The organism is Aulosira sp. FACHB-615 (assembly GCF_014698045.1).
Taxonomy (GTDB): Bacteria; Cyanobacteriota; Cyanobacteriia; order Cyanobacteriales; family Nostocaceae; genus Nostoc_B.
On record NZ_JACJSE010000016.1, the window covers coordinates 81,897 to 98,153 of the forward strand.

General features: G+C 40.6%; 13 protein-coding genes and 1 pseudogene. 6 read left to right on the top strand and 8 right to left on the bottom strand.

What is annotated here, in order from left to right:
- Positions 1-82: 82 nt before the first annotated feature.
- Together H6G77_RS22495 and H6G77_RS22500 are read right to left on the bottom strand one after the other, a co-directional pair.
- Positions 83-736 (bottom strand): PEP-CTERM sorting domain-containing protein, encoded by a 654-nt coding sequence (locus tag H6G77_RS22495; protein WP_190588671.1) that lies wholly within the window; start codon positions 734-736, stop codon positions 83-85.
- A gap of 341 nt (positions 737-1,077) precedes the next feature.
- A complete protein-coding gene (locus H6G77_RS22500) occupies positions 1,078-1,284 on the bottom strand; it encodes a hypothetical protein (protein ID WP_190588672.1) in 207 nt (68 codons plus the stop codon).
- Positions 1,285-1,673: 389 nt separating this feature from the next.
- On the opposite strand from H6G77_RS22500, the gene H6G77_RS22505 reads away from it, so the two are divergent.
- On the top strand, positions 1,674-2,237 hold the full coding sequence (locus H6G77_RS22505; protein ID WP_190872781.1) for a TetR/AcrR family transcriptional regulator: 564 nt from the start codon (positions 1,674-1,676) through the stop codon (positions 2,235-2,237).
- Positions 2,238-2,510: 273 nt separating this feature from the next.
- Positions 2,511-4,154 carry an alpha/beta hydrolase gene (locus tag H6G77_RS22510; RefSeq protein ID WP_190588674.1) on the top strand — a complete coding sequence of 548 codons (1,644 nt, stop codon included), beginning with the start codon at positions 2,511-2,513 and terminating at the stop codon, positions 4,152-4,154.
- Between the two features lie 59 nt (positions 4,155-4,213).
- Here H6G77_RS22510 and H6G77_RS22515 read toward each other — a convergent pair.
- Positions 4,214-4,426, bottom strand: a pseudogene (locus tag H6G77_RS22515) (transposase); the annotation flags it as partial.
- Positions 4,427-4,557: 131 nt separating this feature from the next.
- Positions 4,558-4,716, bottom strand: a complete 159-nt coding sequence (locus H6G77_RS22520; protein ID WP_190588945.1) for a transposase — start codon at positions 4,714-4,716, stop codon at positions 4,558-4,560.
- 78 nt (positions 4,717-4,794) lie between these two features.
- Between H6G77_RS22520 and H6G77_RS22525 the strand changes: the two genes are divergently transcribed.
- Positions 4,795-5,334 (top strand): hypothetical protein, encoded by a 540-nt coding sequence (locus H6G77_RS22525; protein ID WP_190872782.1) that lies wholly within the window; start codon positions 4,795-4,797, stop codon positions 5,332-5,334.
- 29 nt (positions 5,335-5,363) lie between these two features.
- Here the strand turns inward: H6G77_RS22525 and H6G77_RS22530 are convergent, their stop codons facing one another.
- Both H6G77_RS22530 and H6G77_RS22535 read right to left on the bottom strand, forming a co-directional pair.
- Complete coding sequence (locus H6G77_RS22530) at positions 5,364-9,698, bottom strand: NB-ARC domain-containing protein (RefSeq protein WP_190872783.1); 4,335 nt, start codon at positions 9,696-9,698, stop codon at positions 5,364-5,366.
- Positions 9,699-9,920: 222 nt separating this feature from the next.
- Positions 9,921-10,649 carry a hypothetical protein gene (locus tag H6G77_RS22535; protein WP_190674540.1) on the bottom strand — a complete coding sequence of 243 codons (729 nt, stop codon included), beginning with the start codon at positions 10,647-10,649 and terminating at the stop codon, positions 9,921-9,923.
- A 613-nt stretch (positions 10,650-11,262) separates the two neighbouring features.
- On the opposite strand from H6G77_RS22535, the gene H6G77_RS22540 reads away from it, so the two are divergent.
- Entirely contained in the window at positions 11,263-11,469 is a 207-nt protein-coding gene (locus tag H6G77_RS22540) for a hypothetical protein (RefSeq protein ID WP_190588678.1), read from the top strand.
- Positions 11,470-11,644: 175 nt separating this feature from the next.
- On the opposite strand, the gene ilvC is transcribed toward H6G77_RS22540, so the two are convergent.
- Both ilvC and H6G77_RS22550 read right to left on the bottom strand, forming a co-directional pair.
- Positions 11,645-12,640: a ketol-acid reductoisomerase gene (gene ilvC, locus H6G77_RS22545; protein ID WP_190588679.1), complete on the bottom strand. Its 996-nt coding sequence runs from the start codon at positions 12,638-12,640 to the stop codon at positions 11,645-11,647.
- A gap of 344 nt (positions 12,641-12,984) precedes the next feature.
- Entirely contained in the window at positions 12,985-13,425 is a 441-nt protein-coding gene (locus tag H6G77_RS22550; RefSeq protein ID WP_190872784.1) for a thermonuclease family protein, read from the bottom strand.
- 184 nt (positions 13,426-13,609) lie between these two features.
- On the opposite strand from H6G77_RS22550, the gene H6G77_RS22555 reads away from it, so the two are divergent.
- A complete protein-coding gene (locus H6G77_RS22555) occupies positions 13,610-14,497 on the top strand; it encodes a DUF4349 domain-containing protein (protein ID WP_190872785.1) in 888 nt (295 codons plus the stop codon).
- A gap of 99 nt (positions 14,498-14,596) precedes the next feature.
- The gene (locus tag H6G77_RS22560) at positions 14,597-16,129 is read left to right on the top strand and encodes a SagB/ThcOx family dehydrogenase (protein WP_190588682.1); all 1,533 of its coding nucleotides are present in this window, start codon (positions 14,597-14,599) and stop codon (positions 16,127-16,129) included.
- Positions 16,130-16,257 lie beyond the last annotated feature (128 nt).

Consider the following 16,257-nt stretch of genomic DNA (forward strand, 5'->3'; position numbering starts at 1 on the left):
AAGGCAATCAAGAATAAGAAAATCCCCATCATTACAATCAGGGGATCTATAAAAAGGTGAATTTCCACACTGATGAGAAACTTTATTGATCTATTGTCGCTTTCTGCCCACGCTTCTTCCTTTTGATTAAAGTACCCAAACCCGTTACAGCAGCAATACCGAAAATAGTTGATGGTTCGGGAACTGTGGTAACAAAATCTAAGGTGTAGTTCTGTATCCCACCAACTGTTTCCTGTATCCAGAAAGTGTAAGTACCAGCGCCAAGTCTACCGCTAGGAAAACCCACAAAGTTGTTTCCTTGAATTGATGCTGCTGTACCTAAGTCGTCTAAGACATTATCTCCTTGTTGGGTTCCAGGCGCGGCACCAATTAAAGCTGCACCTAGTAATGGAGGATTATTAATTAGGCTAGTAATACGAGAACCTCTTTGGACTGCTAAAAATCCTTGATTTGCCCCTGTACCATCTAGCCCGGTATAAGTAGTTAAGATAACTTGACGCAATTGAAGACCAGCAGGAATAGTGAAGGTAAAGAAATCTCTGTCCAGAACGGGATTATTATTACCAGTGGTAGAACCACTAATTCTGTTAGAACCAACTGAAAGATTCACTAGTGTTGGGTTTAAGTTGTCGCCAGATAAGTCACCATCAACAGCTTCATTATATATGAGGGTGGCTGCATGAGCATTGGAAGCAAAAAATAAGGTAGCTCCTATTCCCAACAATAAACTTTTCATTTATCTGCCTCTGGTGTAGTTAAATTCAAGTGATTGAGCTAAAACTTGGCTTTTTGAGAAAGTATTTTTCTGTAGCTATTAAGCTTTAAATTACATAATTTCCCATGATGTTACTTGATGATTATCTGTTAATAGTAAGCAGTTAACCACCAACACAAAAGATATCTAAAATTATGTGCGTCTCCGTGTAATAGCTTAAGCCCCAGAGTAATTTTAAACTAAATTCGTAAAGGTAAATTTAAGGAATTAGTCAAAAATACCGATATTAAACTGAGATTTTTATTATTTTCGTAAAGACTAACGTCGCAATCTAAAAAATAACAAATTTCCTAACCCGTGTTTTATGCGTTTTGAGATTCGTTAGTCTGCTGAGATTGTGCTTGTTCAGATATGACAACAACCCGGCCATTTTTTACCACTGTAGAATTTTTAACAGTACTTTGACTGTGGTTGATTGGCTGATTTTGGCACTGCTGTTGGTGAGACATATTTTGTTCCTGTTGTTGGTTGAGAATTACGACACAACTGGAGCAGGAAACTGTAGACATAAGATTAACTTGAGTTCTATATCCATTATCGCGCTTATTGCTGACACTAACAGGACTTACTCGCAAAGATTATTAATGAGTAATGAGTAATGAGTATTTACTAGGACTTATGTAAGAACTCTCTCAAACTCTTATATAGTTTCCTACCCTGCGGGTAGCCGAAGAGTGCGTCTACGTTTTGCGTAAGCCCTGTAATCCTTACTCATTACTCAAAAAACGACCAAACTTTTTCACTCATTTAGTTGACGCATTACCGTCCAGACGGTACACTAAATTTAGTCTACCAACTAAACGGTAAACTAATGGCAGAAACCTAAATTCACAAAAAATCTCATTGCTAGATAAATTGTCTGGTGAAGACAATTTATCTAGCTCCTTAATTCAACGCTATGACTGCTAATAAAAAAACAAAATCTGCGTCTGTTACCCGTACAGCATTGTTAGAAGCAGCAGGGCGAGTGATGGTAGCATCTGGTTTCAAGGCTCTGACGTTAGAAACTGTCGCTCGTGAAGCAGGTGTCAGTAAAGGTGGATTGCTTTACCACTTTCCTAGCAAAGAAGCCTTGATTTCTGGGATGTTGCAACAGCTAATTGATGAAAAGACACTATCACTAGAGAATGAATTAAAGCAAGATGATGCACCCGATACACCTGGACATTGGCTGAGGGCTTATATCAGGTCATTTAAAAAGTTTGATGCTGAAACGATCGCTATTCATTTTAGTTTTCTAGCTGCGATCGCCGAAAATCCAGAATTACTTGAGCCAGTGCAGAAACACTTAGCTGATTGGCAACAGCAAATCGAAAACAGTGGAATCGATCCAGCAATAGCAACTGTAATTCGTCTAGCACTTGAAGGTCTTACCTTCGTCCGCATCTTTGGTTTAGGAGTTCCTGATGAATCTTTGCAAAAGCAGGTCTTTGAAACTCTACTAAAATTGGCACAAGAGTAATCAGTTATTTCAGATAGTCGTAAAAAGTGATTTGAGTGCTTTCTGAATCTGATGTTTGCATCTGGAAATTTTGTTATAGCTATCTGGATGATGTGTAGAGTCAGCTTGACTGCAAACATAGTCTTGTCACCAAAGTTTTCTCACAGTCGATGAATAGTCAGATACCACCGAAGTATTATTTCTGGTGATATTTCACTTTTGTCTGGCAAAACCTTCTATATTAACGATCGCATCCTAATATAACCTTGATAATTCTCCATTTAGCAATAACTTATGAAAAAACTGCTGAAATACTTGGGTTTGGGGCTATTATCCACTGTTTTATCAGCTGCTCCTAGCTGGGGAGCCGAACGTATTAGCTTATTTTATCCCCCCTTTGGAGAATTTTCGTTATCCACAGATGCGCTAGAAACCTTCGCCAAAGAAGGCAAAATTACTGGAGAGTTAGACATTTATGCCCAGCGTGCCACACCGGAACAACTGGCGCAACTACGAGAGCTTTTACAACAGCGATTTAGTGCCACACCTACTTTAGTTTCACAGTTTACTTATTCCCCCATCGGAGAGCAAGTTGTACAACGTTTAGGAGAATTGTTACTTACAGAATCTCGCCAAAATGGTTTTTATGCTGTGCGGGCGGCTTTGATTTTAGCTGCAGCAGATTCTAAAGAAGGTTTAACGGTTGTCAATATCATACGTAAGTTTCCTTCGCCCACGATTAAATTAAATTTCTCCGAAGGAATTAAGATAGTCAACAATTTATCAGAATTACTCAAAGATAGAGATGCAGTTGTGGCATATTTGCAACAACAAGCGATCGCTGAATCTAGCAACGCAAACATAGATTTTTCGCAAAAGCCAGATTTACGCCAGCCAGGAAAATTGCCGTTGCAAAAATTGTACTTTGAGTTAAATGACACTAAACGCGATCGTCGTCTACCACTAGATGTTTACATACCACAAGTCACAACCCAAAAGCCTTTTCCCTTAATTGTGATTTCTCATGGGTTAGCTTCAGACCGCTATGCTTTAGCTTATCTAGCAGAACATTTAGTTTCCTATGGTTTCGCCGTCGCCGTATTAGAACACCCCGGTAGTAACGCCCAACGCTTTCAAAAATACTTTGCTGGTTTAGCAGGGCCACCACAACCACGAGAATTTATCGACCGTCCCTTAGATGTCAAATTTGTCCTTGATGAACTCCAAAGCTTAGAAACATCTAATCCTCAGCTACGAGGAAAACTCAACTTTCAGGAAGTTGGAGCCATTGGACATTCTTTTGGTGGTTATACAGTATTGACTTTAGCCGGAGCTAAACTGAACTTTGCTCAGTTGCGTCGAGACTGTTATCCCAATAGATCCTTGAATTTATCTTTATTACTGCAATGTCAAGCTGCTGAATTATCCGAAACAGATTATGCACTACAAGATCCGCGAATTAAAGCAGTGATGGCCATTAATCCAATTAACAGTTCAGTCTTAGGCGAAAATGGCATCAGTGAAATCAAAGTTCCCGCAATGATAGTCACGGGTAGCCAAGATATTTTTGCCCCCGCCATCCCCGAACAGATTCGTCCCTTTACTTGGCTAACTGAACCTAACAAATATCTAGTATTAATTGAAAATGCTACCCATTTTTCTGCACTACAAGAACCTGCTCCAGAAAATAATGTTTTACCTGTACCAACCGGTTTATTAGGGCCAGAGCCAGAACCCGTTTATTCATATTTAAAAGCCTTAAGTGTGGCTTTTATGGAAACAAATCTCTTAAATAATGCAGAATATCGCCCTTATTTACAATCATCTTATGCTCAATATATTAATCAAGCACCTCTCAATATTACTTTGTTAAGTAACCTGAGTACAGAACAATTAGCACAGGCCTTAAAAAATGGCACAAATAAAAAACAAAAATAGAAATTTCCTTACAGATATAGCAGGGTTAGCGCGTCTCAAAACCTATTGACAGTGGTATTCTAGGAGAGGATTGAATTGGGGAGAGATGCGGCCAACACAGAAAGCATATACTGATCATTAATAGCGGCTCGCCGAGACTTTTGGCGAATACTGCGGCGGAAAGAGGATTCTCGCTCTAAGGCATTAAGAGCAATGCGACGTAGCAAAGAAAAATTCTGTGGACTGTGCAGAGAACGAATTCGACATTCATCTTCATTAAAAGTGACATCTAATACCAAATTAAAAAATGATTGCGACAGATGGATGACTCAAAAGCTTACCGATCAACCCTTACCCAATCCAAAATCTGTCTTGAAAAGTTTGCTCAAGTCGGGGAACCCGCCCACGCAACTTTTCGCAAAATCTAAAATCCAAAATGGTATAGCGTCCAATGAACAGAATTTTCAATACCCCAATGCTGTCGAATCGCACTACCAATTTTGTTAGCATCACTGGCAAGATTAGTAATGTAAAATTGCAGGGTTTGAGATGTGCTGACCTTGCCCAAATAAGAAGTTATCATAAAGCACAAACCAGATGAAAATTGGCTCGGCTATATTAAACATTATGTGTAAAATAATGTCTAAATAATTAGTTAATTATGCGTAAGTTGTTACTTGGTATATTCGGTAGTGTTGTAATCGCATTACCTCAATCTGTAATGGCTACAGTGGGATTTGCAGAATGGGAAGTGACAACAGCCAACGGTAATTTTATTACCCACAGTGACCCATACAAAGATGAGTGCGGCACCTGTTTAATGAGCAACCAGCGTAAAACTTTAGCTTCCCAAGTTCAATGGTGGAGATATTATCGCAGGCATGTTACAGGTCAAGCGGCTGAGGGTTACTTTTTGCTTGACGAGCGTACCGAAAGTATTCAATTTTGGGATAGTGAAGCAGACTTAGAGAAGGCTGTGGCACTTGCGAATATTGGTAAGCCTGTTTCGCAGCGCATGACTGGGCAAGACGGTTGGAATGCAACATGGATTCCGATAATGCGGCAAATGTACTGTGATAAAAAGAATGTTGAGCGTGTACTGGCAGAAATCCCTAACCAATCGGAAAGGGAAGCTATGCGTAAAAAATATAAAGAACAGTGCCAACTTTTGAAGTCTCAGCTTTTACCAAAAAATAAATAAATGTTGACTCAGAGAGCGATTTTTAAATTTTATCGCCACCACCGTGAAACATCTTGGATAGCAGAAGCTGTATCTCTCAATGCTTGTTCGCCACCTAAAGTATCTATAATTGGAGTTAATATATTTATATCACTAAGTAAACCTGGGCGAGTGTAAACAGATAAGATGTGAAGAGTTTTTCCCCAGAGACAAAAAAGTTGAGTTTTTTGTATTTGTAAAAGTTTATCCACCAAACTACTCAGGACTTGGGCGCGATGCTTCTCATCCTGAATCTTCCTAGCAGCAGCTACAGCCTCTGGTAACAATTCTGGCAATTTATCAGCCAAATCACTTAGAACATCAGCACGATACTCTTCATCCTGAATCTTCCTAGCAGCAGCTACAGCCTCTAGTAACAATTCTGGCAATTTATCAGCCAAATCACTTAGAACATCAGCACGATACTCTTCATCCTGAATCTCCCTAGCAGCAGCCACAGCCTCTGGTAACAATTCTGGCAATTTATCAGCTAAATTATTTAGAATACAGGCACGATACTTTTCATCCTGAATCTCCCTAGCAGCAGCCACAGCCTCTGGTAACAATTCTGGCAATTTATTAGCCAAACTACTTAAGGCATCGACGCGATACTTTTCATCCTGAATCTCCCTAGCAGCAGCCACAGCCTCTGGTAACAATTCTGGCAATTTATTAGCCAAACTACTTAAGGCATCGACGCGATACTTTTCATCCTGAATCTCCCTAGCAGCAGCCACAGCCTCTGGTAACAATTCTGGTGACAATTTATCAGCCAAACTACTTAAGGCGTTGGCGCGATAGTACTCATCCTGAATTTCCCTGGCAGCAGCCAGAGCCTCTGGTAACAATTCTGGTGGCAATTTATCAGCCAAATAACTTAGATTATAGGCGCGATTATGCCCATCATCCTGAATCTCCCTGGTAGCAGCCAGAGCCTCTGGTAATAATTCTGGCAATTTATCAGCCAAACTTCTTAGGGCTAAGGAGCGAGGATACTCATCCTGAATCCCCCAGGCAGCAGCTACCGCCTCTGGTAATAATTCTGGGAATTTATCAGCTAAACTACTGAGAATATAAGCGCGATAGTACTCATCCTCAGTCTCCCTGGCAGCAGCCACCGCCTCTGGTAATAATTCTGGTGGCAATTTATCAGCCAAACTACTTAAGCTATCGGCGCGACAATGCTCACTCAGAATCTCCCTGGCAGCAGCCAGAGCCTCTGGTAGCACTTCTGGGAATTTATTAGCCAAATTACTTAGAGCATCGGAATGAAACGCATCATACTCAATCTCCCTAGCAGCAGCTACAGCCTCTGGTAACAAGTCTGGCAACTGAACAGCCAAACTACCCAGAATAGAGGCGCGAAACTCTCCATATTCAATCTCCCTAGTAGCAGCCACAGCTTCTGGTAACAATTCTGGTGGCAATTTATCAGCCAAACTACTTAAGGCTTGGGCGCGATACTCCTCATCCTGAATCTCTATGGCAGCAGCCAGAGCCTCTGGTAATAATTCTGGAAATTTATCAGCCAAATTACTTAGGGCTTGGGCGCGACTTGACTCAAACTGAATCTCCCTGGCAGCAGCCACAGCCTCTGGTAATAATTCTGGCAATTTACCAGCCAAACTACTTAGAATATGGGCGCGATACTTCTCATCCTTAATCTCTCTAGCAGCAGCTAAAGCCTCTGATAACAATTCTGGTGGTAATTTATTTGCTAAACTACTTAGAGCATCGTTGCGATACTTTTCATCCTCAATCTCCCTGGCAGCAGTGAGAGCCTCTGGTAACAATTCTGGCAATTTATCAGCCAAACTACTTAAGGCTTTGGCGCGATACATTTCATCCTGAATTTCCCTGGCAGCAGCCACAGCCTCTGGTAATAATTCTGGGGGCAATTTATCAGCCAAACTACTTAGAATATCAGCGCGATTATAACCATTCTGAATCTCCCTGGTAGCAGCGAGAGCCTCTGGTAATAATTCTGGAAATTTATCAGCCAAACTACTTAGAATATAGGCGCGACTTGATTCAAACTCAATCTCCCTGGTAGCAGCCAACGCCTCTGGTAACAATTCCGGCAATTTATCACTCAAACTTCCCAGTACTTCGGCGCGAAACTCCTCATCATGAATTTCCCTGGCAGCAGCCACAGCCTCTGGTAACAATTCTGGTGGTAATTTATTAGCCAAACTAATTAGAGCATCGCGGCGATTGTAGCTATTCTCAATCACCCTGGCAGCAGCCAACGCCTCTGGTAACAATTCTGGCAATTTATCAACCAAAATACTTAGAACAGAGACACGAGAATCCTCATCATGAATCTCCCTGGCAGCAGCCACAGCCTCTGGTAACAATTCTGGTGGCAATTTAACAGCCAAACTACTTAGAATTCGAGCACGCCTAAACTCATCCTCAGTCTTTCTGGCAGTAGCTAGAGCCTCTGGTAACAATTCTGGCAATTTATCAGCTAAACTACCTAGTACCTGGGCGCGAAACTCCTCATCCTGAATCTCTCTGGCAGCAACCAGGGCCTCTGGTAACAATTCTGGCGGCAATTTGTCAGCCAAACTACTTATGGCATCGGCGCGATAGCTCTCAAAATGAATCTCCCTAGCAACAGCCAGAGCCTCTGATAATAATTCTGGTGGCAGTTTAACAGCCAAACTACTTATAATAAAGACGCGAAACTCTTCATCCTCAGCCCCCCTGGTATCAATCTCCCTAGTAGCAGCCAGAGCTTTCGACAGTGCTAATTCTTTTAACTTTGATGGCAAATGATTGGCTAGCTGTGTAAGCAAGTTTGCTTTCTGTGATGGATTCGAGCTTTGTATTGCGTAACTGAGTCCTTGCTCAGGAGTCCACATATTTTTTTCAACTAACGCAACCAGCAGCCCTACTGGTAAATCAACTCTTAAACTATTAAGGGATGCAATAATTAAAGCATAGCGACACTGCAACCCAATAACTTGAGCCAAGGTTGTTTCAGTCCAGGAGTTTTCTGCCAATTCCCAAGCACGAACAACATCAGTTACAAAATTGGCAGTTTGTGACAAGCGATCGCAAGCTTCGTACCAACCATTACCTCCTGTTTCTGAATCTTCTCGTAATAATTCGTGAATTTCTTCTACCTTTTGAGCCTTGGACAAATGCCAAACTAAATGCTGATGGATATACCCGTCATTGGGTAAGGTATGCCAAAGATTTTTAGAGGTTTTATTTCGATAAGTCTCCAAAAAAGTAGCGTGAGCAGAGGCTAAAGTTATACCCAAACCCGATAGATTATCTTCATCCTCTGAGTTTGGTGGAGCAGTCAACAAATTACGTGCTAAGTCATGAAATAAGTCATGTAAACGGTACGTTGGTGTCCCATCTTTTAAAGGAACTCCAGGCGATAAAACTGCTTTATTTTCTAAGTATTCCAATGTCTTAGCAGCATCATATATATCCATTTTCCATAGAGTCGCTGCCATCATCTTAGTGATGGTAACATTTTTCGGTAATACCCCCAACCAAGAAAAATGCTCCTGCTCTTCTTTAGGCATTCGCTTGAGACTCAAATTTAATGATGCTGTTAAGCACAAGCGTTTTAAAATGGTTTCATCAGTAATTTCTTCTGCTTTTGGTCGATTAAGATTTTTTAATCGCGCTACCTCTTGCTGAAAATCCTCTAATAATTGAGTCCAAGTTGTACAACTGGCGATTTCAGCAGCTACCAATGACAACGCCAAAGGGAAATAACCAACGGATGAAGCTAAATCTTGCGCTGGCTGATATTCTACAGCAGTAATCGCGCGTCCTAATTTTTTAGTTAGCAGTTCCATTGCTTGGGATGGTTCCATCACATCCAAACAACATGGGGGGTTAGCTCCGAGAGCTTCGGCGATTTCTGCATCGCGGGTTGTTACCAAAACTTGACAGCTAGCTCCACCAACATTAAATGCTTGTGCATCCTCTATATTCCAAACATCGTCTATTATTAGCAGCACAGCTTTTTCATACAACAATGTACGCAGTTGATTGGAAGTTGCTTCCACACTGATGGGTTTAAAGTTGTAGTCCCCCAATGCTTGTACCCAAGCACTAAGCAGCGATAAAAGATTAGGCTGTTGACCTAAAGTTACCCAGAGAATCCCGTCACAAAAATGAGCTTGCACCTCTTGGTCATGTGCTAAAGCCATTGCCAGGGTAGATTTACCAACCGCAGCCAAGCCATCAATAGCTGTCACGACCAAAGCACCTACATCTGATGAATTTTTCAGCAGACGAGTTTTTAACTCTCGGCTGTATTCGAGACGTTCTACATAATAATTTGGTAGATATGGTGCAAGTAAGGTATCAATCATCTTGTATATTACTGGCTTTTACAGCTTTTGATTGACTAGATATCTCCAAAAACGCTCAAAGCCTTTATGTTCTTCTAAAATTAATTTTACTTTAAGCAAGGTCATAAGTTATGCTCTCATCATCTTCTATACCAATAAATCATTTAGGATTGCTATAATTCGCCATTGCAAAGCAAAAATTGAGCAACTTGATTAATCTAGTAACCGCAGATAAATTTGTATTTATCTAGGTAGAGCATATTTAGGTTTAGCTACCAATTCTTTAAATTTATGTTGATTAGCAAATTGCATTAGTCCATCCATACATTCTGTAAAGCTATCAAAAACATAATCTACTAGAATTAAGGCTTTAGCTTTCTGTTCTGCACTTAATTCAATATTGAGCAGACAATTTTCATTGGCAAATTGAAAATGCTCATTTTCTACATTTACATGGTGCTGACTAATGTAAAAACATTTTTTATTTTTTACAGCTTGTAATTCATCACCAACCTGCGCCATTGCGCGTTGGGCTGTGCTACCTGTAGCTTCTATTGCGGCAATAATCACTATTTTTAGTAAGATGTCATTTTCATAACGACACATTGCTACTAAATTATTAGATAGACGGCGCGTTTTGATAGTTTTTTCACTCCAAATAAATTTGAGAAAGTCACTGAAGCGCATTACCTGATCAATTCCCAGGGTATCTAAATCTCTGAGATACCATTTCCAGTGACTACCATCTTCTACTGACTGCTGGTTAATGATTTTTTGGAGTGGATGATCACTCAACTCATCTTTGAGAATATCATTATTTAAATCTTTAAAGCTCATAGCAAAATGAGCTAAACAAGGAAACCAGACTAATCGCTGTTCCGGGTCTATTTTACTATTGGTTAAAAATTGAAAAAACGGTAATTCAGAAAACTTTTTTTCTTGGTGTTTAATATATTCTAAAACATCTTGCATACTATCAACCTATGATTTGTAATCAGGAATCTAGGCAATAAAAATTTAGTTGAATCTTGAGCAAGTTCAACAATATTAGGAACACATAAATTATTGTAGAGACATAAAAAACAGCATCTCTGCAATATTTACCAATTCCTAGTTCAATTTGGAATTGAGATGATTTGTTTGTATAAACTTTACACAGTTAAGTAGGCTTTAAGCTTGAAGAAGTTTAGTTGGATGATTAAGTAGTGATTAACCGTCTAGAGTAAATATAAATAATAGCTGAGAGAAAAATCAAGCCTGTTTCCGTAAATTCATGTATTTTTTACAAATACTCCCAGGAATGTACTTAAGTAAATCACACAGTTCATCTTGATGATGACGTGCAATCATAGCATTACCAAGGAAATCTACATTCTTGGTTAATCTATTTCTGTGAGTGAAGTTTGTGTAAAGTTGGTGTAAAAATATATACGTAAAATCGGATTGACAAGCTTAATCAAATGTAATCAACCGTATGAGCAATCTGCATCTCAACCATGTATAATCTCAAGCAATACGGACTAATCAATAATACAAACGCCAAGTTTAACTTAAACTACTAAAAATTTTTTATAAATCTAAGGCTATGATTTCTCAAGATTATGATGTCTATGCTGTCGATGAACTGCTTAGAAAAATCAGAATTAAGGAAAGTCAATTAAAAATTGCTCAAGCCTCAAATCTGCTTTATACCTCGGAAGCATTAAACCATCAAATTTTAGAATTACGCCGTCAGCTATCTGAGGCAGAAGACCCAGAAATTAAAGCGTTGATGAGTTTATTGGAAGATTAAGGTTGACTTGGGATGTTAGGGGAGAAGGGGGACGAGGTAGACTATGGAGACAAGGGAGATATTGGAGTATTCTGAAAAGTCTTTTGGTGTGGTTTGTCTTAATACTATGTTGACGCAGAGACGCAGTTTAATTGCGTCTCTACTATGACCCGTTTTATGTGTGAATGAACCGAAGTTAGACTTTTTTCAGCCAGCTAAACATTGCCCGTAGGTCTTTACCGACTACTTCAATGGGGTGTTCGGCTTCTTGACGACGCATAGCGGTAAATCCTGGTTTACCGGATTGATTTTCTAAAACGAATTCACGGGCGAATTGTCCTGATTGAATTTCGCGGAGAATTTTCCGCATTTCGGCTTTGGTTTGTTCGTTAACCACTCTGGGGCCGCGAGTGTAGTCACCATATTCGGCGGTGTTGGAGATGCTATCGCGCATTGTGGCTAAACCGCCTTCTACAACTAAGTCAACAATTAATTTAACTTCGTGCAGACATTCAAAATAAGCCAATTCGGGCTGATAACCAGCTTCGACTAAGGTTTCAAAACCAGCTTTGATTAAGGCACTCAAACCACCACATAATACGGCTTGTTCGCCGAACAAATCAGTTTCGGTTTCTTCGCGGAAGGTGGTTTCGAGGACACCAGCACGAGTACCACCAATACCTCTAGCGTAAGCCATAGCGCGATCGCGTGCCTGACCACTAGCATTTTGATAAACCGCAAACAACGCAGGTACGCCTTGTCCTTGTTCATAAGTCCGGCGCACTAAGTGACCAGGGCCTTTGGGTGCTACCATAACCACATCTACGTCAGCAGGTGGTACAACCTGCCCAAAGTGAATGTTAAAGCCGTGGGCAAACGCTACTACATTTCCAGCTTCTAAATTAGGTTCAATTTCGTTTTTGTAAACTGTTTTCTGTACTTCATCAGGTAACAAAATCATGATGAAGTCAGCCGCTTTGGCTGCATCGGCAACATTTTTCACGGTTAAGCCAGCAGCTTCAGCTTTTTGTGCTGACTTACTGCCAGGATATAGCCCCACAATCACATTCAAACCGCTATCTTTTAAGTTCAGGGCATGAGCATGACCTTGGGAACCATAGCCGATAATAGCAATAGTTTTTCCAGCCAAAAGGTCTAAATTGGCATCTTCGTCATAGTACATCCGGGCCATAGAAGCATCTCCTGTCAGCAAGCATCACAATTATTTATAGGCAGGTTTTTGATCTTACCGTAAATTGTGTAACCACAGATAAGCTCCGAAGCATGAAAATTTCTCTGTAATCCTCAGAATACAGAAGTCAGGCGTGTTCGCATTTGGTATTTAATATGTGAACACAAAAGACAAGGGAGACAAGGAAGACAGGGTAGACAAGGGAAACAAGGAAGAATGATTTTGATAAATCATTTAAGATTGCTATAACTCGTAGTTTGAAACTATGAGCATCTGCCTCTAGTAAAACTCTGAATTTATTAATCATTCTGACTTCTGACTCCTAAATTCTTCCCAATCAATAATTATCTTGGGATTTTTTTAGTTGTGTCTGGATTAATTTGCTGCCATATTCCTAGTCGTTTATTTTGAGCATTGGCTTGGGCAATTAAATATTGAGTTTTAGTTTCTGAGCAGTAGTAGATAGTATCTTGGTCAATAACTGCGTTACCTTCGGCAACTAAGCGGAGATTGACTGATTGATTATCTACGAAGATTTCGCCTGTAATGCGATCGCCTTTATCTTCTGTAACTCTTCTAATCACTACAGGACTACCTGCTGGTAATAATTGGTTGAGTTTCTCGGTTGCTGCTAGATTATCTGGTTTTTTTGTTGCGTTCGGTAAATTAATACAAGCAAGTTTTACTGTCTGAATTTGTCCTGTATCATTTTTAACGGTAATTATATTGCTATTGCCGACATTCAGCACTGTCGCTAGAACTAAAAGTAACTCTACAAAATTCATCTTTTAAAAATAGGTATTTTTTTACACCATATTTTCGAGTGTATTTTACTTGTCAGGTAGCTCCTGTGATTTGTCTCACATAGACAGATTGAGCAAAATACTGGTTACATAAATTGCAACAAATCCAATAATAAAACTTTCCTCGGTAATACTGAAATTAATTTCATCTTTCCGAGGTCGAATTATGACTTTTGATTTACCATTACCACGCAAATCAACCTTACTTGCGGGTGCTTTACTAGGAGGGGTTGTTTTTACTAGCTGTGCTGCTCAAGATTTTTCTACTAAATCATTACCGCCAATTGCCAGCCAAGAGCAAGCTGCACCAACGGCTAATAATCTCGTCGCCCAAGCAGAAGCAGCACCAGTCCCCAGGGCGCGTCCCCAATTAATCAAAAAAGCCACAATGACAATTGTGGTGAACTCTGTCGAAAACAGCATTAATGCAGTTTCACAGATTATTGCAAAACAGCAAGGTGATTTGATTGGGTTAAATGAAATGCAACCCACAAAACAAAATTTCCGTCACACTGCATCTATACAGTTGCGAGTGCCGCAAAACTTATTAGAACCGACCTTAGAAGAATTAGCTAAATTAGGTACAATCGAAAGTCGTAATATTACAGCCGAGGATGTAGGCGATCGCTTGGTGGATATCCAAGCTAGATTAACTAATCTCCGCAAAACCGAAGTAAATTTACAAAAAATTATGGACAGGGCTGGTTCTGTGCGCGATGTGTTGAGTGTTGCTCAAGAACTCAGTCGAGTCCGAGAATCTATTGAGCAAATTGACGCTCAACTCAAAAGCTTGCAAAATCAAGTCGCCTACTCCACCATTACCTTAAATCTAGAAGCAGCTGTATCTAGTAACAGTCCCCAACGTGCGCTAGGTTCACAAATTCAAGAAACTTGGAACAATTCGACCCAATCTCTAGGCAGCTTGACTGTTGGGCTATTAAAGTTAGGTATATGGTTAATAGTCTACACCCCTTATTTATTGATTTTAGCTGCGGGTGTCTACGGTTTTCTCCGTTGGCGACGCACTCATACACCAGGAGAAACTAGAAATTAAGAACCTGACTCTTTCATGGGATTGTACCGCGTAACACGAAATAATGAGCCAGATGAATGCCAAGATCAAAAAAGCAAGCCCTAGGGTATTGAAAGTACTATGCCAGAAATCCACCAATCTATTGCACAGCACTACCACGAACGTACTAAATATGACCCTCAAACCCTAGCCGCGAAAAATCAGAGGCTAGACTGGGCTAAACAGCCAGTACCTTTTAAAGAGTATAAAATTGGCTCGGTTTTTGATCTGAAACCTTACCTGCAAGAATCGTTAGAACCCTTGGCTGCTCAAGCAGATGCAGGGTGGTGGCAAAGACTGTCTCGTTTACTGTTTCGGAGTTACGGGTTAACTGCCAGAATGCCTTCTATGGGTAGTGCAGTTTATTTGCGTTCTGCGCCTAGTGCTGGTGGGTTATATCCCGCAGAGGTGTATGTAGTTTCTCGCGGTACACCCATGCTCCCCGCCGGACTTTATAACTATCAGTGTCGCACTCATTCATTGATGTTGTATTGGGAAAATGATGTGTGGCGAGCTTTGCAAGATGCTTGTTTTTGGCATCCGGCGTTAGAAGGTACGCAATTGGCAATTGTGGTGACTGCGGTTTTTTATCGTTCGGCTTGGCGGTATGAAGACCGGGCTTATCGGCGAATTTTTCTGGATACAGGGCATTTGTTGGGGAATATTGAGTTAGCAAGTGCGATTACTGATTACCGTCCCCACTTGATTGGCGGTTTTGTTGACGATGCGGTTAATGATTTGTTGTATATTGATCCGCAGCAAGAAGGTGCGATCGCAGTTTTGGCGATGGCAGACTTATTAGATATTCAGCAAAATTTGTCTACCGGATGCACAGCTTTACCTTCCGCCACAGAAACTAAATATCCCCCCATCCCTGATGGTGAGTTGCTGAAATATTTCCATCGTCACACCCAAATTCAATCAGGTATTACTGGTAAGTTGAATTTACCAGCAGTGAAACAAGAAAGGTCTTTGGAAGACAAATATAATTTCCCTTTCTGTCTGAAAATTCCCACTGCTACCACACCAATTGACTGGGGGATAAATCTCTCCAGTTTAGAAGCGACTATCCATAAGCGTCGTTCTACTCGTGCTTATAGTGGTGATGATTTAACCTTTGATGAACTCAAAGCTTTATTAGATTTTACCTACCAACCCCAAAATTACATCGACCAACATCTTGACCGGAATCCCGACTACTTTGACCTCAACTTAATTGAAACATTTATTGCCGTGAGTGGAGTCAAAGGCTTGGAATCTGGCTGTTATTATTACGCGCCCAAAGCCCAAGAACTGCGCCAGATTCGGTTTAAAAACTTCCGCCGGGAATTACATTATCTATGTTTGGGTCAAGATTTAGGCAGAGATGCGGCTGCTGTTGTCTTTCATACCGCAGACCTGAAAGCCGCTATTGCTCAGTATGGCGATCGCGTTTATCGTTATTTACACATGGATGCTGGGCATTTGGGTCAACGCTTAAATTTAGCCGCAGTCCATCTCAATTTGGGCGTGAGCGGTATTGGTGGTTTTTTTGATGACCAAGTAAATGAAGTTCTGGGTATTCCTACAGATGAAGCTGTTCTCTACATTACTACGTTAGGAAGACCAAGATAAAACAACAGGACTGACGATATTTCCGCCGCGAGTGCAACGACGAGATCGACTGCACTCTGCGGTAAGTCATCAGGACTTACCCACAAAGATGATCAAATTGGGTGTAAGGGTTTTAAATACTTACACCC

Coding starts and splice junctions, on each gene's coding strand:
- H6G77_RS22495 (WP_190588671.1), bottom strand. CDS start 736: ATGAAAAGTTTATTGTTGGGAATAGGAGCTACCTTATTTTTTGCTTCC.
- H6G77_RS22500 (WP_190588672.1), bottom strand. CDS start 1,284: ATGTCTACAGTTTCCTGCTCCAGTTGTGTCGTAATTCTCAACCAACAA.
- H6G77_RS22505 (WP_190872781.1), top strand. CDS start 1,674: ATGACTGCTAATAAAAAAACAAAATCTGCGTCTGTTACCCGTACAGCA.
- H6G77_RS22510 (WP_190588674.1), top strand. CDS start 2,511: ATGAAAAAACTGCTGAAATACTTGGGTTTGGGGCTATTATCCACTGTT.
- H6G77_RS22520 (WP_190588945.1), bottom strand. CDS start 4,716: ATGATAACTTCTTATTTGGGCAAGGTCAGCACATCTCAAACCCTGCAA.
- H6G77_RS22525 (WP_190872782.1), top strand. CDS start 4,795: ATGCGTAAGTTGTTACTTGGTATATTCGGTAGTGTTGTAATCGCATTA.
- H6G77_RS22530 (WP_190872783.1), bottom strand. CDS start 9,698: ATGATTGATACCTTACTTGCACCATATCTACCAAATTATTATGTAGAA.
- H6G77_RS22535 (WP_190674540.1), bottom strand. CDS start 10,649: ATGCAAGATGTTTTAGAATATATTAAACACCAAGAAAAAAAGTTTTCT.
- H6G77_RS22540 (WP_190588678.1), top strand. CDS start 11,263: ATGATTTCTCAAGATTATGATGTCTATGCTGTCGATGAACTGCTTAGA.
- ilvC (WP_190588679.1), bottom strand. CDS start 12,640: ATGGCCCGGATGTACTATGACGAAGATGCCAATTTAGACCTTTTGGCT.
- H6G77_RS22550 (WP_190872784.1), bottom strand. CDS start 13,425: ATGAATTTTGTAGAGTTACTTTTAGTTCTAGCGACAGTGCTGAATGTC.
- H6G77_RS22555 (WP_190872785.1), top strand. CDS start 13,610: ATGACTTTTGATTTACCATTACCACGCAAATCAACCTTACTTGCGGGT.
- H6G77_RS22560 (WP_190588682.1), top strand. CDS start 14,597: ATGCCAGAAATCCACCAATCTATTGCACAGCACTACCACGAACGTACT.